General features: G+C 44.5%; 14 protein-coding genes. 4 read left to right on the plus strand and 10 right to left on the minus strand.

Features of this window, described 5'->3' with window-relative positions; genetic code table 11:
- Positions 1–11: 11 nt before the first annotated feature.
- From A3IK_RS0102345 to A3IK_RS20040, 9 genes are all read right to left on the minus strand, one after another.
- Positions 12–1,367 (minus strand): (Fe-S)-binding protein, encoded by a 1,356-nt coding sequence (locus A3IK_RS0102345; RefSeq protein WP_020558357.1) that lies wholly within the window; start codon positions 1,365–1,367, stop codon positions 12–14.
- Between the two features lie 93 nt (positions 1,368–1,460).
- The gene (locus tag A3IK_RS0102350) at positions 1,461–1,880 is read right to left on the minus strand and encodes a rubrerythrin family protein (RefSeq protein WP_020558358.1); all 420 of its coding nucleotides are present in this window, start codon (positions 1,878–1,880) and stop codon (positions 1,461–1,463) included.
- A 304-nt stretch (positions 1,881–2,184) separates the two neighbouring features.
- A complete protein-coding gene (locus tag A3IK_RS0102355) occupies positions 2,185–4,680 on the minus strand; it encodes a glycogen/starch/alpha-glucan phosphorylase (protein WP_020558359.1) in 2,496 nt (831 codons plus the stop codon).
- A gap of 19 nt (positions 4,681–4,699) precedes the next feature.
- Positions 4,700–6,151, minus strand: a complete 1,452-nt coding sequence (gene glgA / locus A3IK_RS0102360) for a glycogen synthase GlgA (protein ID WP_020558360.1) — start codon at positions 6,149–6,151, stop codon at positions 4,700–4,702.
- Positions 6,148–8,307, minus strand: coding sequence for a 1,4-alpha-glucan branching protein GlgB (gene glgB, locus A3IK_RS0102365; RefSeq protein WP_020558361.1), 2,160 nt, complete (start codon positions 8,305–8,307; stop codon positions 6,148–6,150). The genes glgA and glgB overlap by 4 nt, the downstream gene beginning before the upstream one ends.
- A 24-nt stretch (positions 8,308–8,331) precedes the next feature.
- On the minus strand, positions 8,332–9,675 hold the full coding sequence (gene malQ / locus A3IK_RS0102370) for a 4-alpha-glucanotransferase (RefSeq protein WP_020558362.1): 1,344 nt from the start codon (positions 9,673–9,675) through the stop codon (positions 8,332–8,334).
- A 7-nt stretch (positions 9,676–9,682) separates the two neighbouring features.
- Positions 9,683–11,398, minus strand: a complete 1,716-nt coding sequence (locus tag A3IK_RS0102375; protein WP_020558363.1) for a glycoside hydrolase family 57 protein — start codon at positions 11,396–11,398, stop codon at positions 9,683–9,685.
- A 142-nt stretch (positions 11,399–11,540) separates the two neighbouring features.
- Positions 11,541–15,413 carry an ATP-dependent RNA helicase HrpA gene (hrpA, locus tag A3IK_RS0102380; RefSeq protein WP_020558364.1) on the minus strand — a complete coding sequence of 1,291 codons (3,873 nt, stop codon included), beginning with the start codon at positions 15,411–15,413 and terminating at the stop codon, positions 11,541–11,543.
- Between the two features lie 50 nt (positions 15,414–15,463).
- Positions 15,464–16,690 (minus strand): GGDEF domain-containing protein, encoded by a 1,227-nt coding sequence (locus tag A3IK_RS20040; RefSeq protein WP_020558365.1) that lies wholly within the window; start codon positions 16,688–16,690, stop codon positions 15,464–15,466.
- Between the two features lie 618 nt (positions 16,691–17,308).
- Between A3IK_RS20040 and A3IK_RS0102395 the strand changes: the two genes are divergently transcribed.
- The 4 genes from A3IK_RS0102395 to A3IK_RS21800 all read left to right on the plus strand — a co-directional run bounded on the left by A3IK_RS0102395 (position 17,309) and on the right by A3IK_RS21800 (position 21,690).
- Positions 17,309–17,671: a hypothetical protein gene (locus A3IK_RS0102395; protein ID WP_020558367.1), complete on the plus strand. Its 363-nt coding sequence runs from the start codon at positions 17,309–17,311 to the stop codon at positions 17,669–17,671.
- A 22-nt stretch (positions 17,672–17,693) separates the two neighbouring features.
- Positions 17,694–19,604, plus strand: a complete 1,911-nt coding sequence (locus tag A3IK_RS0102400) for an ATP-binding cassette domain-containing protein (RefSeq protein WP_020558368.1) — start codon at positions 17,694–17,696, stop codon at positions 19,602–19,604.
- Between the two features lie 125 nt (positions 19,605–19,729).
- On the plus strand, positions 19,730–21,520 hold the full coding sequence (locus A3IK_RS0102405; RefSeq protein ID WP_020558369.1) for a SulP family inorganic anion transporter: 1,791 nt from the start codon (positions 19,730–19,732) through the stop codon (positions 21,518–21,520).
- A gap of 38 nt (positions 21,521–21,558) precedes the next feature.
- The gene (locus A3IK_RS21800; protein ID WP_020558370.1) at positions 21,559–21,690 is read left to right on the plus strand and encodes a hypothetical protein; all 132 of its coding nucleotides are present in this window, start codon (positions 21,559–21,561) and stop codon (positions 21,688–21,690) included.
- A 4-nt stretch (positions 21,691–21,694) separates the two neighbouring features.
- Here A3IK_RS21800 and A3IK_RS18245 read toward each other — a convergent pair.
- The coding region (locus A3IK_RS18245; RefSeq protein ID WP_020558371.1) for an ISAs1 family transposase at positions 21,695–21,979 on the minus strand (285 nt) is incomplete at its 5' end.

Below are 21,979 nucleotides of genomic sequence, written 5' to 3' on the forward strand. Positions count from 1 at the left end.
ACTGACTCTCTTTATAAACCATACGCCATGCGTAATAGGGCTAGGGGGTGGGTAGGGGCTTTAACCGCAGTATCCGGTTCTTTTTGCTGTAGACCATTTTCAATATGATGACCCGCCATGGGGCAATCGCTGGCGTAATAATCGGCTTTAGCTTGTTCGACCTTATTCACGACCGGACGACAGATTTTCATCGCGGTATCGTGAAATTCGACTTTAACCGCATAGGTGCCATCATGTCCCGAACAGCGTTCAATCAAGTCAAATTTAGTATTAGGCACTAGTTCTAGTAGCTCACGAGTTTTATAACCTAAATTCTGTACGCGCAAATGACAAGACGCGTGATAGCTAACCTTACCCAATGACTGTTGAAAATCAGTATTTAATTGCCCCTCTTTATGGCGCAGCATTAAGTACTCAAAAGGATCAAAGATACGCCCTTTGACCGTTTGGACATCAGCGTCATCGGGGAACATCAAAGGCAGTTCTTGCTTAAACATCAGCACACATGAAGGTACAGGCGCAACAATATCCCAGCCCGCATTAATCAGTTGCAGCATCGCGGGGATATTGACCTCTTTGGCTTTAGCCACGGCCTCTAAATCCCCTAACTCAAGCTTAGGCATACCACAACATTGTTCTTTATTGAGTAAAGTAACAGGTATTTGATTATGCTGAAAAACTTTGGCGAGATCTTCCACAATATGGGGTTCATTATAATTACCATAGCAGGTGGTAAAGATCGCTACTTTGCCCGTAGTACGTCCCACCGATTTAGCCGTAAGGGCGTTACTACTCAAAGCCTTAACATAATTACGGCCTTTTTTAGCATGGTAACTGGGAATTTTAGCATTGTGGTGTACACCAAGTACTTTTTCTAAACCTTTGCGGAAGGTCGGATTCTTATTAGTGGCATTGACGATGGGAGCAATGATAGGAATTCCGGCAAAACTTCCTACGATATCAGTCGCACTTAACACCTTATCACGCGTGCTGGTCTTACCCTGCTGAAACTTGACTGCTTTAGCACGGAGCATTAAATGCGGGAAGTCTAGATTCCATTCATGTGGTGGGACATAAGGACACTTGGTCATATAGCACAGATCACATAGATAACAGTGATCCACCACCTTCATATAATCTGCTTTAGCAACCCCATCAACTTCCATGGTAGAGGAGTTATCGACTAGGTCAAACAGGGTGGGAAAAGCATTGCATAAACTGACACAGCGCCGACATCCATGGCAAATATCGAATACTCGTTCTAATTCTTTATTCAGAGAGTCTTCGTTATAAAAATCGGGATTTTTCCAATCCAAGGGGTGACGGGTAGGGGCTTCCAGACTACCTTCACGTTTACTAATAGCCATAAGAAAAGATACTCCTGCTACGCATGAGGATGTGAGCTAGGGACTCACTAGCGGGTTACAGGGGAGGCTGTAACCCTTGAAGCAATAAGCGATTTAGGCGTCTAAGCTATCTAATGCTTTTTGGAAGCGATTCGCATGAGAGCGTTCTGCTTTGGCGAGGGTTTCAAACCAGTCAGCAATTTCATCGAAACCTTCTTCACGAGCATCTTTAGCCATGCCGGGGTACATGTCGCTATATTCGTGGGTTTCGCCGGCAATGGCAGAGCGCAGATTATCAGCGGTCGCACCAATCGGGAGACCTGTAGCGGGATCACCAACAGTCTCTAAGTATTCGAGATGACCATGGGCATGACCTGTTTCGCCTTCCGCTGTGGAGCGAAATACGGCTGAAACATCGTTATAGCCTTCAACATCGGCTTTATTAGCAAAGTAGAGATAACGGCGATTAGCTTGGGACTCGCCTGCGAATGCATCTTTTAAATGCTGCTCAGTACGGCTACCTTTCAGTTCCATAATGAATCTCCTCGTGTTGTGTGCGGTTATGCAAAGATGGCGCTAATGTCTCTGAAAGTCTTCGGGTGAGTTAAAACAAGAACTTTCATTCACTAAAGCAGACCGCTTTAGGTAAAAACACACTAGCTGTATAAGACTGTAAACAATTTATTTAGTTAAATCCAATAGAATATATTGGATGCATCGATCTATTTTCTGAAAATAAGTCAAATGATATGCAGAATTTTTAGCAGGGTGATTTAGAGGTATAGATAATTAAGGCAAAGGAGGTACTATTGGAAAGTACCTCCCTAAGGGTAGGAGCTTAAATCTCCGCACCCGCTTTTAGTTTCCAAATATCGCGGTTATATTCTAACATAGTGCGATCGGTAGAAAAGAAGCCACTATGTGCGGTATTGAGAATACTCATCCGTGTCCAGTGTTCTTGATCTTGCCATGCGGTCGCTACTTTGTCTTGGGCATCAACATAGCTTCTAAAGTCTGCCAAGGTCATCCAAGGGTCATTAGCACTTAAAACGGAATTTAAAATAGGCTCAAACTCACCGGGCGCACAATCATTAAAATGACCGGAGCGAATTAAGTCTAATACTGCTTTTAAGTCAGCATCTTGTGCGGCAATATCCCATGGACGATAGTCATGGCGTAGGGCTTGGACTTCATCGGCTTTTAAGCCAAATAAGAAGAAGTTTTCCGCTCCCACCGCATCCATAATCTCAATATTAGCACCATCATAAGTACCAATAGTGAGTGCCCCATTCATCATGAATTTCATATTACCCGTGCCCGACGCTTCTTTTCCGGCGGTAGAAATCTGCTCGGATAAATCTGCTGCGGGGGCGATAATTTCCATACTCGATACGCGATAGTTGGGAATAAAGGCAACTTTTAAACGCTCGCCAATTTCTTCGTCATTATTGACAATATCCGCCACACGATTAATCAATTTGATAATTCGTTTCGCCATCACATAACCTGGTGCGGCTTTACCACCGATGAGGACACAGCGATTAACCCAATTATCTGTTTTACCGTTTTTGAGGCGAATATATAAATGAATAACATGGAGAATATTTAATAACTGACGCTTGTATTCGTGAATACGTTTGACTTGTATGTCGAATAATGAGTCAGGATTAAAATCTACATTACAGTCTTGTTTCACTAAGGTGGCTAGACGTTGCTTATTAGCATGTTTTACTTCGCGCCATGCTTTGTGAAAGGCTGTGTGTTTTTTAGTGGCATAGGGAACGAGTTTTTCTAGTTCCTGTAAATTGGCAATCCAACTATCCCCAATTTTGCTAGAGACTAATTGAGTAAGAGCCGGATTCGCAAAGGCTACCCAACGCCGAGGAGTAACGCCATTGGTTTTATTGTTAAACTTGTGAGGCCATAACTCATAAAAGTCATGGAACAAGCCATCAACTAATAATTGTGAGTGTAAAGCGGCGACCCCATTAATGGAGAAACTCCCCACAATAGCCAGCCATGCCATGCGTACTTGTTGGACCGGGCCTTCTTCAATAATCGACATACGGCGCAAACGATCCGTATCCCCCGGCCAACGCCGTGAGACTAGGCGTAAGAAGCGGGCATTAATTTCGTAAATAATATCAAGCAGACGCGGTAAGAGGCGACGGAATAGATATACAGGCCAGCGCTCTAGTGCTTCAGGCAAGAGAGTATGGTTAGTATAGGCCATACACTGCGTGGTAATATTCCATGCCTCATCCCAGTTCAAATGATACTCATCGATTAATAAACGCATGAGTTCTGCCACCGCAATCGTGGGGTGGGTATCATTCATTTGGAATACATTATCAGCCGCAAAGGTTTTGAAATCCCCGCCGCCACCTTTTTTCCATAACCGAATCGCATCTTTTAAGCTGGCTGAAGCTAAAAAGTATTGCTGACGTAGGCGTAATTCTTTACCGTTTTCGCTGCTGTCATTGGGGTAGAGCACCATAGAAATATGCTCAGCCTCGTTTTTAGCTTGTACCGCTTCGGTATAACTACCTTGGTTAAATTCTTGTAGATTAAACTCATCGGTAGCAGATGCTTTCCACAGGCGTAGCGTATTGACGGTATTATTTTTATAGCCTGCAATCGGGACATCGAAGGGGATGGCTAATACATCTTGTGTACCGACCCAACGCACCCGCTCTTCACCGTGGGCATCTTTATAAAACTCGCTATAGCCGCCGAATTGAATACGTTGATGGTATTCCGCGCGCTCGATTTCCCAAGGATTACCTTCACGTAACCAGTGATCTGGCTCTTCCACTTGCTCATCATTTTCAATGCGTTGGCGGAACATGCCGTATTCATAACGAATACCATAGCCAATGACAGGTAGCGCTAAAGTAGCACAGCTATCCATAAAGCAAGCTGCTAAACGACCTAAGCCCCCATTACCTAAACCCGCATCAGGCTCTCGCTCTTCGACTTGCTCTAAATCCGCTGAAAATCTCTTTAATGCCTCTTGTGTAGGGTTTTCGATAGCTAAATTGAGCAGATTATTACCCAACGCGCGTCCAATCAAAAACTCTAAAGAGAGATAGTAAGCCCGGCGTTTTTGGGGCTGAAGGTGATTCAACCAAGTGCTTTGCCAATGAGGCATTAAGCGATCCCGTACCGTATGAGAAAGTGCTTGATAAATATAAGCCGGAGTACAGCCCTTAAAACGTCCCAAGTGATACGTTAAATAACGTTGAAAATCATCACTAATAGCCGCTGCATCATTATCTAAGGGCTGTAGGGTTGGGATGGGAAGTAATATTTCGCAATTTTCCTGAGATGACATGCAATAAAACCTATAAAAATTAATACAATGCTAAATAACGCGCCGCACTTTTGGCCCATGAAAAGTCTTGGCGCATACCCGCTTGCTGAATTCCTAACCATACTTTAGGATGGTGATAGAGATCGCAGGCATGTAGCATAGTATTTAATAACGCTGACCAACTAATATCATAAAACACAAAGCCAGTGGCTTGTTGTTCGAGTAATGTTGTTGGAGTTGAGTTGACGACGGTATCCGCAAGTCCACCTGTGAAATAGACAATAGGCGGTGTACCGTAGTTGAGGCTATACATTTGATTTAAGCCACAGGGTTCAAAGCGCGAGGGCATTAGGAACATATCCACACCCGCTTCTAATTGATGCGCTAGTTCTTCGTTATAGCCAATATAAACCATCACCCGTTCGGGATGTTGCGCGGCTAATTCACGTAGACGGCCTTCATAATAACCCTGTCCACTACCAATCAAACAAAAACGGGCATCGGTATCACGCAGCATGACTTGAATAGCTTGAATCACTAAATCAATGCCTTTTTGCTCGACCAAACGGCTCACTAAGCCAAATAATGGTTGCTTGAGAGCCACTTTATCGGTAACACCAAAATACTTAAGCAAAGCTTGTTTGCTAGCTTGTTTACCTTTAGTAACCGTGTCTGCGGTGTAGTTTTTGGTTAGATAGGGATCTGTTTGTGGATTCCAGACGTGATTATCAATGCCATTTAAAATGCCATGCAATTTATAATGGCGTGAGCGGAGTAGGCCATCTAAGCCATAACCAAATTCAGGGGTACAGATTTCCCGTGCATAGGTCGGGCTGACCGTTGTTACAGTATCAGCATAGACAATGCCGGCCTTGAGCATGGAGAAGCCTTGATGAAACTCCATGCCCTCCGCTGACCACCAATGCCATGATAGGCCTAAATGGTCAAAGGTTTCACGGGGAAAATAGCCGATATAGGCCAAGTTATGAATGGTAAATAAGGTGCGTGGCTTATGCGGATACTGCTCTAAAAGTGCAGGCACTAGACCGGTTTGCCAGTCATTGAGATGAATAGCATCCGCTTTCCAGCCAATTTGTAAACTATCATTCGCTAATTCACAAATAGCCCGCGCAAATACGGTGAAGCGTTCGGCATTATCCGGCCAATCATAACCATCAGGGTGATTATAGGGGCCGCCCGCACGATCAAAGAGTGCGGGGCAATCCACTAAGTGCACGGTGCAATTAAAGCCTTCTGGCTCACAGCTCAAAATACGCACAGTATGGTAATAACCGTGCGAACCTTGTATATACAACCAGCCCACCACCCGTGTACTGCCGACTTTCTGCAGTACCGAACGATAGGCAGGTAAGACTAAATGCACATCAGCGCCCTGAGTCTGTAAGGCTTGCGGCAAACTATAAGCAACATCCCCCAAACCGCCCGTTTTAATCAGGGGGAATACTTCACTACTGGCAAATAAAACGTTCATACTGCTTTTAACACCACACCACCTAACGGTGGAACTGTTAATACCACGGAGTTATCTAAACCCATGCAAGAACTATGCTCACTGGGTAATACTCCCCCATTGCCACAGTTACTACCGGCATAATACCCCGAATCACTATTGATGATTTCTTTATAGTCAGCCGCTACAGGTACACCAACCCGATACCCATAACGTGGTACTGGAGTGAAATTCAGAATCACAATGACACTGTCTTTAGGATCATCTGCCTTACGAATAAAGGTCAGCATGGAGTGCTCAGAGTCATTGCAATCTAGCCAACTAAAACCTTTAGAATCAAAATCATACTGATGTAGTGCAGGTTCTGTTTTATACAGACGATTCAGATCGGCAATGAGTGCTTGAATACCATCGTGATTAGGATAGGCACATAAGTTCCAATCTAATTCATATTTTTCTGACCATTCTTTCCATTGCCCAAACTCACCACCCATAAAGAGTAGTTTTTTGCCCGGATTGGTGTATTGCCATAAATAGAATAAGCGTAAGTTAGCGAATTTTTGCCATACGTCCCCTGGCATTTTATCGAGCAAACTACGTTTTAAGTGCACCACTTCATCATGGGACAGTGGCAGAACAAAGTTTTCACTAAAGGCATACATTTGCCCAAAGGTGAGGTAATTATGATGGTATTTACGATAGACAGGGTCGAGTTTGATATAGGATAGATTGTCATTCATCCAGCCCATATTCCATTTCATAGAAAAGCCTAAGCCACCAATATAGACCGGACGTGAAACCGCAGGCCATGAAGTAGACTCCTCAGCAATGGTAACAGTGCCGGGGAATTTTTCATGCACCAGCATATTCAGCTCGCGTATAAAGGCAATGGCCTCTAAATGCTCGCGTCCACCATATTGATTAGGTGCCCACTCACCGTGATTGCGGGAGTAGTCGAGATAGAGCATAGACGCGACAGCATCCACCCGTAGGCCGTCAATATGAAACTCTTCAATCCAAAATAGTGCATTGGCAATAAGGAAGTTTTTAACTTCATTGCGGCCATAATCAAAAATTAAAGTGCCCCAATCCTGATGCTCACCTTTACGGGGGTCAGCATATTCATACAAAGGTTCACCCGTGAAACGAGCCAAAGCAAACTCATCTTTAGGGAAATGCGCAGGAACCCAATCGAGTAGCACGCCTAAACCTTGTTGATGGCATTGGTCAACGAAATAACGGAAATCATCGGGTGAACCAAAGCGAGCAGAGGGGGCGTAGTAACCTGATACTTGATAACCCCATGATTCATCCAGAGGATGCTCAGAGATAGGCAGCAGTTCGATATGGGTATAGCCTAAACCTTTAGCATGTGGGATTAAGGTATCGGCTAATTCACGCCATGAATAAAAACTTTGATCAGGATGACGTTTCCAAGAACCTGCATGCACCTCGTAAATACTCATAGGTTGGTGTTGCCAATCCCATTGTTCGCGAGCGCTAATCCAATCCTTATCTTGCCACTCATAGATGTCAGGTGTGGGAACCCGTGAGGTCGTTTCAGGGCGCAAGAACATTTGCTGAGCGTAGGGGTCGGTTTTACGTAATAAAGCATCATTACGGGTTAAAATTTCGTACTTATACGAAGCTCCAGCCGCTAAGAGTGGAATAAATAATTCCCATACGCCAGATTCGCCCCGTGAGCGCATCGGGTGGCGTCGACCGTCCCATTCATTAAAGTCCCCAACGATACTCACGCGTTTGACTGCAGGTGCCCATACCGCAAATTGGGTTCCCAGAATCCCATCACGCTCGATGACTCTAGAACCTAGTACTTTCCAAAGCTGATGGTGGCTGCCTTCATTAAATAAGTGCAGATCCAACTCACCTAAGTGAGGAATAAAGGTATAGGGGCAATAGGCGGTATGCCATGCCTGTTGAGCTTTATCCTGCCACTCAAGCGGAGGGTGGGCATGTTCTGGAGCGTAAGCTAAGGTTGTTAGCTCAAAACAATCGGTATCGGGCACACGGGTCATGAGTTGACCGGCGGCTTTGACATTCTCTGCCGCAGGCATAAAAGTACGTAATACCCAGCCAGTAGCGGTTTCATGCCAACCCAATACACTAAAAGGGTCATGTAATACACCTAATTGCAGGCGTTTTAAATCCTCGTTCATTCCCACCTCCTCCCAGAGCTGTCTTTAACGTTTGTGCTGTTGCAATTTGGCTTTCCAATAGGCTGCCAAATCATGCGGGACATCGCTCCAAGAAAACTGCCATGCCCAATTACCGACATTGGTTCCGGGGGTATTCATCCGAGCGGTGCTATCAAGCTTTAATAAATCTTGCCAAGGCAATATGACTAACTGTGCGCGACTAGCTAACAGGGTGGCTACTAAAGCATCCATCAGTTGAGCTTCATTATCAATCCAAAGCGCTTGCATTACAACTTCTCGTTGTTCTGGCTCTAGACTTTGATACCAGCCGACTAAAGTATCGTTATCGTGTGTACCACTGTAATACACCACATTCTCATGTACATTTTCTGGCTTATGGGGATTATCCTTCTCATGGTCAAAGGCAAATTGCAGTATGGCCATGCCGGGTAAATTAAAGCCATCGCGCAGTGCCACTACCTCAGGGGTAATCACACCTAAATCTTCTGCCACTAAGGGCAATACACCCATTGTAGTCTGTAAGGTACTGAGCAATTGTTCACCAGGCACCTTGCCCCATACGCCATTAATAGCGGTAGGTTCACTCGCTGGAATTTCCCAAGCCGCCTCTAAACCACGAAAGTGATCAATACGCACCAAGTCAAAACATTCAAAATGATAGCTCAGACGATCGCGCCACCATTGAAAGTCCTCTTGCTGCATATACTCCCAATTATAATGCGGATTGCCCCAACGTTGTCCGGTTTCTGAGAAATAATCTGGCGGAACTCCAGCGACAACTTCTGCTTGTCCCTTTTCATCTAAACGAAAACGCTCAGGATGAGACCAAACATCGGCACTGTCATAAGCCACAAAAATCGGCATATCACCAAATAAACGAATATGACGCTCTTTCGCATAAGCCCGCAGCGCTTGCCATTGCGCCCAGCCATTGTATTGCTCTTGAATCAGTGCATTAATAGCGGCGAGATGCTCTTGTTTAAAGGTAGCTAAAGCGTGAGCATCACGTTTGGCATAAGGTTCAGGCCAGTGTGACCAGTCTCTATCAGGGTAAGCAGCCTTTAAACACATAAAGAGTGCATAGTCATCAATCCAATGCTTTTGCCGCTCATACCAAGCTGCAAACTGGGCTTGATCCACCGCTTGCTTAGGAAAGAGATGCGGACTCAAGGCAAAAGCAGAGGCGCATAAATAAGGTGAATCACCTGCTAAGGGCACACCTAAAGGCAGCACCTGCCAGACTTTAAACTGAGCAGACGCTAGCCAATCTAACCACCGATAAGCATCGGCATCAATACAACCGGAGGGTAAGGAAGTCGGGTGCAACAGCACACCCGCTTCACGCTGTGGTAAAGTTACTAAATTCATTATTTACTTAATCAACATTCCTGCGCATAGTCCCAGCATTTTCCGCATTTCCGCCCCCTTGGGATAATGGCAGGTCTAAATAGGCAGGAGGCGTTTGATCCAATAAGTGATAGAGCGCTTTGAGTTGACGACGGAATAAGGTTTCAAAGTCACTGACACTATTGGATGGATTATAGTCACCAAACCACCAAAACCAATCCGATCCTTCACAAACCGCTAATTGTTGCGAGGCTTGGGCAAAACGTTCACTACTTAGGGCACCTTTCAATAGGGCTTGGTCATAGGCTTGTTTAGCAGCAACTAAGTAATCCCAAGCCCGATTTTTATCGGTGGAACCAATCCAAGTTGAGAAAGACCCATACACCCAACTTCCTGCACTTAAACGTGCTAAGGGGCGAGCCGGTAATGAGCTAACCGCATTAAATGTAGTAACTTTGATTTCAGGGGTAGTCGTTAACGTTTGATAGAGCGAATCAAGGAAAAAGTGACCATTGTCTGGATAAAACTCCCATGCATTTTCGCCATCTAAAATAATAGAAACCACTTGTTTCGAGGCAGACGAGCCTAAAAAGGCAGCAATATTTTTCAAATGCCCAACAAACTCTTGGGTGGCTTCGTGGGCATCCATATTGCTGTATTTGAAACCAATCAGGTCGGAGAGGCCGTCATCACGGAAGAATAGTTTTACCCTATGGTCGACTTGTTGATAGCTTTGGAATAAGGCTCGTTTCGAGGACACATCCTCGCCGGTAATACCAGATACTTCACAGCTCTTACCCCATACTCCCTCGCCTGATGCTGTCCAACGAATATTTAATTCATCTAATAGAGCTAGGGCATCCTCGCTGACCCCACCTTCAGATAACCAAACACCGGCTGGTTTACGCCCAAAGTAATGCTTAAATACCGCGATCCCTTGCTCTAAATGCCAACGTGAACGCTCAACACCCTGAGGATAATGATCCGCATCTGGTGCTGGTGCATCGGGTAGGGCATCGCGCATATTTTTGAAGTCATTCAACAGCGGCACGATGGGGTGCATATAGGGCGTCATGGAGAGTTCAATCTGTTTACTATCCGCCAAAGCCTTATAACGTGGAATTAAACCCTGAATACAGGTCTGCATTAATTTCAATAATTCACGGCGCTGTACTAGCGTGAATTGATTTTTTTGCGCCATTAATTCTTGCACGAGGGCATGGTGGCGCTCGGAATAGCCAAACCATACCAAGTGATACCAGACTAAGATATCAATGAAATATTGTTCGCCTAAGTAGTGTAGTGGTACTGAGCAGACGTTCGCCTCTGATTCGGCTTGGGCGCGAGTCCATTTTAACAGCGAGGCAAAAGCAGGATAAGGGTCAATCATGCGCGGTGCATAGCAGCGTTGGCACTCGGCTAAGAGTGTGGCGCGTCCCTCTTCATCGGTAGGAATAGGCTCAATACCAGCTAATAGGTTTAAGAAGCGATCTTGTAAGGGTGTACCATGCTTGAGAAATTGCTGTAATTGCTCGGCGTAATCATCAAGCTGCTCTAATAGCACGGGGGCGAAATTGACCACCGCATGCATAGCAGGATAGCGCTCTAAATGAGCCGCCATATCACTGTAATCTTTTATGGCATGTAGATAGACCCAAGGTAAACGATAGGGACCCTGCAGTCCGTCCCGATACCAAGGTTGGTGCATATGCCAACACAAGACGACATTTAATTGGCTACTCATCCTCTAATTTCCTCTTAACTACACAGGGGATATATGCCTACCAGCATAACCCAGTTAGTCAGAGAAAACTATGTTTGACTTATGTCAATTCGATGGATTACTCGGCACAGCACAGGATTTCTAATGACCCTTTCCTATAATACTACGCTATATTTTCCCAGACGTTATCAAGCCTTTTTGCAGACACTGGTTTAGCCGTACCTAATTCCTGCGCAAACAGTGATACCCTAAACTCCTCCAGCATCCAGCGAAACTCAATAGCCCCAGCACTCAATACTCGATTAGCTTTTAGATAAGCTAAGTATTTTTGCCAATAGGGATGTATTTGCTGGCGTAAACTTAAGTCCTTATTAGGATCGGTTTTTAGCTTTTCCAAACGTCTTTGCATAGCTTTTAAATAACGCGGATAATGGCGTAATTGTTCAGGCTCTACTGTTTCTAAGAAACCCACATAAACTAAATGATCTAATTGCTCATTCATATCGTTGACTGCCTCCATCATAGAGACGATAAACTTACTCTTTAATTGTTTACGAATATCATGATAGGCCTCAAAGGCGGGCACCATTAAGCGCGATAATTCTTGTACCTGCGGAAAGATATTTTTACGTGCGGCGGTAAGTGCTTGTTGAAAATCAGCTTGTTTACGAATATCTAAGTAGTCTTTAAAAGCTTGGCGAAAGGCATAACGTGCGACACTAGCGCGTAACTCTTCACATTTTCCAGTGGCGGCATATTGCATACAGAGTTTAGGTAAAGCCGGAATATGTTTAGCTAAATCACGCATTTCAGTTGGCAGTGCTAACTGAAATAAACGCAATACCCCGCCCCTGTGGGCCTGATGTGCTTCCCATTCGGAGTCAAACAATTCAATTGCCACATGATCGCCCTTATCAACCAGTGCAGGCCAAGCACGTAGTTTCATATGGCTGGTTTCAATCCAATGCACTTCAGGCAAATCACCGAAATCCCATGTTTTAATTTGATCACGTTCAATATTAATCATAGGCTGAGTGCTTAATTGCGCACGGGTTTGTTGACGTACTTTATTTTGTAAGGCATTTAAATCACGCCCTTGTTGTACCACGACCCCCGCATTATCCACCACTTCAAAGCGCATTAATAAATGCGGTGCTAGCTCCACTTGTTCCCATGCTTCTTTAGGAATAGTGGTGCCACTCATCCGCAAGAGTTGCTTACCCATGGCCTCTGTTAAACTAATAGACTCACTAGGATGTACCGCCTCTAAGCAGGCACGTGCATAATCAGGGGCAGGGACAAATTGCTTACGAATATGCTTTGGTAAGCCACGAATCAGTGCAGTCATCTTTTCTTCGAGTAAGCCCGGCACTAGGTATTCAAAGCGTTCGAGGGTTAATTGATTGAGGGCTAGTAAGGGTATCTGTGCTGTGACACCGTCGTCTTCGGCAGTGGGGTCAAAATGGTATTTGAGCGCTAATACCATACCCTGCACATGTAAAGTATCAGGATATAGATTGCTACGCTCATGCTCGGCCTCGCGCTGCATGAGGTAATCGAGGGTTAAATACAGAATTTTAGGATCTTGAGCTTCGGCCTGTTTACGCCAACGCTCAAAGGCATGACCACTATAAACATGCTCTGGAATACGCTGCTCAAAGAAATCAAACAATAATTGTTCATCAGCCAAAATATCCCGCCGCCGCCCTTTAGCTTCTAGCTCTTCGACTTTAGCAATCAGCTCAGCATTATGCTGAGCATAGGCACCTTTAGCGGCATATTCACCATAGACTAGCGCATGACGGATAAATAATTGTCGACTAATAATCGGATCAATTGTGCCAAAGCTAATTTTACGTTTCGGGGTAATGGTAATGCCATATAGCGAGGTACGCTCTGAGGCCGCAACATTAGCAGGCTTTTGTTCCCAGTGTGGCTCGGTGTAATGATGTTTAATCAGGTGATGCCCAAATTCCTCCACCCATTCGGGTTGAATTTTGGCAACAGTACGACCATAGAGCTTAGTCGTTTCGACTAATTCCGCCGCCATAATCCATTGTGGATTTTTCTTTTTTAAATAAGAGCCGGGGAAAATCATAAATTTACGCCCATTTGCCCCCTGATACTGAAAATCTTCGTCTTTTAGACCAATATTACTGAGCAGTCCCGATAATAGGGCGCGGTGCATAGCATTGTATTCAGCGTCTTTGTCATTTTCTTTTAGGTCGCTATCGAGCAGGGTGCTTTTAATTTGATAATGAATATCTTCCCATTCTTGAATCCGCACCCATGATAAAAATTCTTTTTTAGCTTGTTTGCGGAATTGGCTTTTCGACAGTTGCTGTTTTTGTTCTTTGATGTAATTCCACAGCAATAAATAGCTTAAGAAATCGGAGTCTTCATTTTTAAAACGGGCATGTTTTTCATCAGCCGCTTGTTGGCGCTCAAGGGGGCGCTCGCGTGGATCTTGTACCGCTAGCGCTGCGACAATCACGAGGACTTCTTTTAAGGCTCCTTCTTTATGAGCGCTAAGCAGCATACGCCCATAACGCGGGTCGAGCGGTAGGCGGGATAGGGTTTGTCCTAGTGGGGTAACATTGTAATCATCATCGACCGCACCGATTTCAAATAATAATTTATAACCATCACGAATCAGACGCACATCGGGCTTTTCCACAAAAGGAAACTGCTCCATATCACCAAGGCGCATGGTTTCCATTTGCAAAATAACCGAGGCTAGGTTGGTACGCAGAATTTCTGGCTCAGTGAATAAAGGACGATCTTTATAATCATCCTCACTATATAACCGTATAGCGATACCATCTGACACGCGCCCACAACGCCCTGAGCGTTGATTGGCGGAGGCTTGAGAAATTTTTTCAATCGGTAAGCGCTGTACACCGGCTCGCCATGAATAGCGTGAAATACGCGCTAATCCCGTATCGACGACGTATTTAATTCCCGGCACCGTGAGCGAGGTTTCCGCCACATTGGTGGCGAGTATGACCCGTGGTCGTCCGTGTGGCTCAAAAATACGATGCTGCTCTTCAGCACTCAGGCGTGCAAAGAGCGGGAGTACTTCATAGGCGGGGGGGAGATGCTTAGTCAATGCTTCGGCTGTTTCGCGAATTTCGCGCTCACCTGACATAAATACTAAAATATCACCGGAGCCTTCGCGGCGTAATTCATCCACCGCATCAATAATCGCATCGGTAATATCGCGCTCATCCTCGTCATCACTTTCAATATCAATCAGGGGGCGATAACGAATTTCCACCGGATAAGTGCGCCCTGATACCATGAGAATGGGGGCATTATCAAAATGATTGGCAAAGCGCTCTGGGTCAATGGTGGCTGAGGTAATAATAACTTTGAGATCACGGCGTTTCGGCAAGAGCCATTTTAAATAGCCAAGGAGAAAATCAATATTGAGACTACGCTCGTGTGCTTCATCAATAATAAGGGTGTCATAGTCATTTAGATAGCGATCTTGTTGAATTTCCGCCAGTAAAATCCCATCAGTCATGAGTTTGACATAGCTAGTTGGCTGAATCTTATCTTGGAAACGAACCTTATAGCCCACATGCTGCCCTAATGGGGTTTCTAATTCTTCTGCAATACGCTCAGCGACACTTCTTGCAGCAATACGCCGTGGCTGGGTATGCCCGATAAAACCATCAATCCCGCGTCCTGCCTCTAAACACATTTTGGGTAATTGTGTTGTTTTACCCGATCCTGTTTCACCGCAAATAATAACAACTTGATGTTGTTTAATCGCCGCAATAATTTCATCACGGCGTTGAGCGACGGGAAGATCCGCTGGATATTGCGGGGCCGGTACGTTTTGAATCCGTTGATTGCGCTTAGTAACAGACTCAGTAATACGCTTTTCGACGCGCTCTAACCGTTTTTCATCTAAAGTGGTTTGCCGCTCTAGCGACTGTAAATCACGGCGTAAAGCAAAGCGCTCTGCCCCTAGTGTTTTAGGTAATTGAGCGAACAATGGCTTAAGGGATTGTTTTTGTTGGGGTTTCACGCTAATGCGCCCTATGAGAATCTAATTGCATGGGGCGCATTGTAACGCGATTAGGCTGTTTTAGCAGCTTGTAGTTGGTCGACATGCATCGCAGCACGCGAAATCGCTTCATCACCACAAAATTCTTTCACGACAACATTGCGTGTTCCACGTTTGGCTTTATACAAAGCACGCTCTACTGCATTAATTAATACTGCTGGATAAAGCATATCGGTGGAGTTTTGCTGCTCATTCGAGCGGGTAGGGGTGGGATAGCAAAACGACACGCCAATACTAACAGTGATATAGCGCTCAAATTGATCAGCCGCATGGCTAATTTGTAAGTCCTCTATCGCTGTACGCATACGCTCAGCCAGTAAGGTAGCATCGTCAATATGGGTACTAGGCAATAAAACAGCGAACTCATCTCCACCATAACGCACGACTACATCTGAGGTACGTTTAGCTACTTTACGCAATTCTTGGGCAATGGTTTTTAAACAGTGATCGCCAGACTCCTGACCTTGCATATCATTAAATAAGCGAAAGTGATCAATATCGAGCATGAGTAGAGCAATGGCATCACCTGAACGCGCGGCACGTTGCCATTCCACTTTAAGGGCTTGTTCAAAATAGCGTCTATTAGGAATGGAGGTAGTCGGGTCTTTATTGGTTTGTTCAAGGAGATTTTGTTGTAAATCGCCCATTTGAGTGAGTAGTTTTTCCATTACCTGTGCTAAGGCTAGGGTAGCAATGCCTAACATCACTACTACTACAGCTAAAGCACTTTGTTCTGGCACCCCTACCACAGATAAATTTAATACAATGGGGAGTAATAAAATCGCTACTTGAATATAACGATAGGTTCGGGTCACCATAAAAAGTGGCAAACTCACCAACGTGACCAAAGCCAAAATCACTACATGCACCGCCTGCACACTAATCAAATTGGAAAATAAGACTAGCCCCGTGACGCCCCATAGGGTACTAATCAGGGTGGTGTACATAATGTGGCGATTGAGTAAGGTATCCATTTGATAGCTGGCATAGTTATAGGAGGGCTTAAATTCCAAATCTAGCATCCAGCGCATGGTATTGGCGGCTACAATGGCGACAAACCAAATACCAATCAGTAATACATACTCACTATGGGCTATCAACGACACTGTGGCAAAGAAGATAGCGGCTAATAAATGACTCCATAAATAAACAGACCCATACTGATTTAAAAATCGGATCTGCTCATGGACTTGATGCACCGTTACGGGGTGCGGCTCAGGCGAGGCTAATCGTTTCATATTATTCTTATTAAGTTTGGGGTTATGACGCACCGAAAAGGATTGAACTGACACAGGTTAACTCTTAACGTCAAATAATTGGGGTTTTATGAGTATAGTGCATACCTCAGAGCCTGCTCGGTGTAGGGTTATTGTTATGATTAGTGTTCAAACTATTGCATTAGCTAAGCGCTCAAGTCTAGCGAAAACCGATATAACGCCTTAGATAACGCCCCATTCAGCTTAAGTTAAACCCCGCTTCAGCTCTTGCTTGTATAGGGCTGGTCTGATGGCGTGGAATAGGTAGTAAATAGCTTAAAAAAGCCCAGTTTTGTAAGCTGCTGGAGTAAGGAAATCGCTAAGACTATACTGAAATAAAAACCGTATTAACAGTAGGTCATATGCGTTGCAGGGTTGGGTGAATACCATGACCTGCCAACATATGAGCGATGAACGAATTAAACAAGTTACGGTCGATATTGATGCTCAAGTTATTCAGTTTGGGCTACCCTCCGCGTGGTAGCGTACAAGGCCTTGAGTCGTTCAAAAAAGCACGTTCAGTGGCAAAGAGTGCAGGTATGGAGAGTACCAAAACTTAGCCTCTGGCGTGGGTATAATATCAAATGAGGAACTCGTTATATGAAATACGCATTCGCATTAGCACTTAGTTTAGGAGTGAGTTTTGGTTCATTGAGCTGGGCTGTTGATGTGGCAGCAACAGCAGACAGTGCTGAGGTTGATAGTGAGGATCCCGCGCAAGCCTTACAAGATTTATGTAAAAGTTATATTAAAGACGGCACTATTACAGCAAATGAGTATAATAGCTGTCTGTCTAATATGACCGATTTATCAGAGTCTACCTCCGCACCATTGTCTGTTACAGAGGAAGTAGACTCAGCACCCTCTGAAGCAGCGAATACGCCCGCCGATGCGGAAGCGCTGGTCAGCGACGAGATTGTGGAAAAACCCGATCCGCAAGCTGAGCAACTGAGTATTAATTAACCTCTACTGATAACCTAAACACATGGCTCTACTTAACCTCCGTAATATCCTGTTAGAAAACGGTGATAATCGTCTCTTTGACCATATTGATCTCCAGATTGAGGCAGGCGAACGTCTGTGTTTAGTAGGGCGCAATGGTACTGGCAAATCGACCCTTATGAAGCTCTTATGTCGGGAGGTATTACCCGATGATGGCGAGTTTATTGTGGCGGGTAATGTGCGCATTGCCCGCTTACAGCAAGATGTACCGGAAGGGAGCGAGATTAGTGTCTTTGATTTAGTGGCAGAGGGCTTAGGTGAGGTAGCGGTTTTGCTCCAGCGTTATCATGCGCTGAGTCACCGCATTGCTAGTCACGCCTCGGATGAATTACTCAATAAGCTGCATCAGGTACAACAACAAATTGATGATCTCAATGGTTGGCAGCTTAATCAACGAGTAGAAACGGTTATTTCTCGCCTAGATCTCAATGCAGATACGGCCTTTAATGATCTATCAGGGGGCTGGAAGCGCCGTGCCTTACTTGCTAAAGCACTCGTGGCTGAGCCAGATTTACTGCTTCTAGATGAGCCTACCAATCACTTAGATATTCCTGCGATTGAATGGCTAGAAAGCTATTTATTAAACTTCAAGGGTACGCTGTTGTTTGTCAGCCATGATAGAGCGTTCGTGCAAAAATTGGCGACCCGTATTATTGAGCTAGATCGGGGTAAACTAACCAGTTGGCCTGGCGACTTCCAAAAATACCAAGTAGCCAAGCAAGCGGCTTTAGAGGCCGAAGCGACCCAAAATGCCTTGTTTGATAAGAAACTAGCGCAAGAAGAAGTGTGGATTCGCCAAGGAATTAAAGCTCGCCGTACTCGTAATGAAGGGCGCGTCAGACGTCTAGAAGCGTTACGGCTGGAGTATTCCGCTCGCCGTCATGTACAAGGCAAAACCAAAGCGCAAATTGAACAAGCCTCGCAGTCAGGTAAGTTAGTCGCTGAAATTCAACACCTTACTTATACGCTCGATAGTGGTGAGTCTTTAATTAAAGATTTTAGTACCACTATTTTACGTAACGATAAGATTGGGATTATTGGCCCGAATGGGGTGGGAAAAACTACCCTGATAAAACTCATTTTAGGGCAATTACAACCTACCGCAGGCAAAGTAACTTTAGGGACTAAAATTGAGCTAGCCTATTTTGATCAATACCGCGATCAGTTTGATGAAGAAGCTAATCTACGCGATAACCTAATAAAAGATGCCGATTTTGTTGAAGTGAATGGGCAAAAAAAGCATGTTATTAGTTATCTACAAGATTTTCTCTTTACTCCGTTACAAATTCAAAAGCCTGTCAAAGTACTTTCTGGGGGCGAGCGCAATCGCTTATTACTCGCACGCTTATTTGCTAAACCGTCTAATTTATTAGTCATGGACGAGCCTACTAATGATCTTGATGCGGAAACCTTGGAGCTATTAGAAGAGTTATTGATTGACTATCAAGGTACGATTTTACTGATTAGCCATGATCGTAGTTTTCTTAATCAAGTCGTGACCCGCTCATTAGTGTTTGAGGGTAAGGGGCAAATTGGTGAATATGCCGGTGGCTATGACGATTGGTTAATGCAACGCCCAGCGCCTAGTTCTGAAGTACCTCCTGAGAAAAAAGCGGCTACAAAAGAGGTGGCTTCACCTTCAACATCTACTACAGCACAGCCTGCGTCAAAAGCCAAAAAGCTGAGTTATAAAGATCAGCGTGAGCTGGATTTATTGCCACAAAAGATTGAGCAACTCGAAACGGCAATGGCTGAATTACAGGCTAAAATGAGTGCGGCTGATTTTTATCAGCAGGGGGCAGAACGTATGGCGCAAACGCAAACCGAATATGAACGTTTAGAAGCCGAGCTGGAAATAGCCTTTGCACGTTGGGAAGAGCTAGAGAATGCTTAGTATATTTGACTCTATACCAAAAGGGAGAGGGGCTTGTTACTGGGGGAAAATGCGTAGATTAGTACATTCTAATGCTTTAACATCAGCCCGCATTCAAGAACTAAAGTTCTAATAGGACTCTTTGTATGCAGACATCTCAAAATGAAAGCCACCCTTTTTTGCATTTTTTCCTTCCCTTTCTCACCTGGTGGCCTCTAATCAATAAAGAATCCCTGAAAGCCGATCTGATCGCAGGTCTCACGGGTGCCGTTATTGTTTTACCCCAAGGGGTCGCTTTTGCCACCATTGCCGGACTTCCACCGGAGTATGGTTTATATACGGCGATGGTAACACCTGTTGTGGCGGGCTTATTTGGCTCATCATTGCATTTAGTATCAGGCCCTACTACGGCTATATCAATCGTGGTGTTTTCTGCTGTTAGTAATTTTGCTGAGCCGACTACACCTGAATTTATTCAAGCGGCATTGACTATTACTTTTTTAGCAGGGGTTTATCAATTAGTATTTGCTATAGCCCGTTTAGGTGTATTAGTTAATTTTGTGTCCCATACGGTAGTGATTGGTTTTACCACGGGTGCTGCTATTTTAATTGCTACTAGCCAAATGAAGAATATTTTAGATATTAAAATACCTTCAGGTGATAGCTTTATTCATACCTGGTATTTAGTTATTACTCAATTAGATGAAACGAATTTAGCCGTATTAAGTATTGCCCTCGTGACCATATTGGTAAGTCTTTCACTGAAGTACTATATGCCTAAGTTACCGCATATGTTAATTGCCATGATTGTAGGGAGTATAGCTGCTTATGTTGTAGCCAGTCCTAGTAGTGATATTAAGTTTATTGGTACTATTAATGGCTCTCTTCCCCCTGTGTCTATGCCAGATTTCTCTTTAGCAACCTTAAAACGCTTAGCTCCGCAGGCCTTTGCGATAGCCTTATTAGGTTTAATTGAGGCGGTTTCTATCAGCCGTGCTATTGCTACTAAATCGCATCAACGCATTGATAGTAATCAAGAGTTTTTTGGTCAGGGTATGTCGAATATTGTCGGGAGCTTCTTTTCAAGCTACGCAGGATCGGGGTCGTTTACTCGTTCGGGTGTGAATTATAGTGTGGGTGCCCAAACACCTTTATCAGCCATTTTTGCCGCCATCTTTTTATCACTGATTGTGTTACAAGTTGGCTCACTCATTGCTTATCTGCCGATTGCAGCCATGGGCGGAATAATATTAGTGGTCGCTTATAACTTAATTGATTTCGAGCAAATTAAAAAGATTTTAGCAACGAGTAAAGCAGAAACTTCTATTTTATTAACGACATTTTTCGCTACTTTGTTTTTAGAATTAGAGTTTGCTATCTATATGGGGGTATTACTCTCATTACTGATGTTTTTAGCGCGTACTTCTGTGCCAGATGTAATTAGTATGGCACCTGATTATGACCCTGAAACGAATAAGCGTACTTTAGTTAAAAATGCTAAGCGTTTTCATTTGGTAGAATGTCCCCAGTTGAAAATTATTAGAGTTGATATGTCAATCTATTTCGGTTCTGCTAATCATATTCAAAATCAATTATATAAAATTAGTAGGCGTGGGCATAAGCATGTTTTGATTCTAGGGAATAGCATTAACTTTATTGATTTAACGGGAGCAGAAATGCTAGAGCATGAATCGGATCGCCTTAAAGATGAGGGGGGGGGGTTGTATTTTGCTGAGATTAAATCAAAGGTTTGTGATTTTATTCGTAAAAGTCATTTTATGGATCATATTGGGCGCGAATACTTTTTTGAAGAAAAAAAGGAAGCAATTCATAAAATTACCACGATTGCCATTGATCACTCCATTTGCCATACCTGTACTAAACGGGTATTTAATGAGTGTTATGAGTCCCCATTGATTCCGCCCGAAGGCATTTGATAAGGGTTTTGGGTAGTGGGTCAAACCTGTGATTTCTGATGAATGGGGTAGTGGGTCAAACCTGTGATTTCAAGGCCAGCAATGGCGAACGGGAGCAGTATGTCAGTGGCCTACTCGCCCTCATCAATCACTATGATTGGGTGGTGATCTACCCCAGGGCAATCGCTTGAATCTTTATTGTTGTAGAGGAATAAGAGGCTCCAAGAGTTCGGCGAGATAATCGGTTGACCAAGCGGCCTGCTTTCGTCGTACTTTGAGACTATGCTTATTCGTCTGGTTGTATCGAAGTAAGTTGGTGGCCATCTGGCGTAGGAGGGAGAAATTGTGAGGCCCATCGCCGGTACGGTTACGCGCCCGATCCTCCTGCATCAGCACATCCAAGACCCAATGGAGTCGGTTCTCAATCCCCCAATGGGAACGTACCACAAACAAGGCAGACGCCGCACTCAGAGCAAGGGA

Source organism: Thiofilum flexile DSM 14609, from assembly GCF_000380185.1.
In the GTDB taxonomy this organism is placed as follows: Bacteria; Pseudomonadota; Gammaproteobacteria; order Thiotrichales; family Thiotrichaceae; genus Thiofilum; species Thiofilum flexile.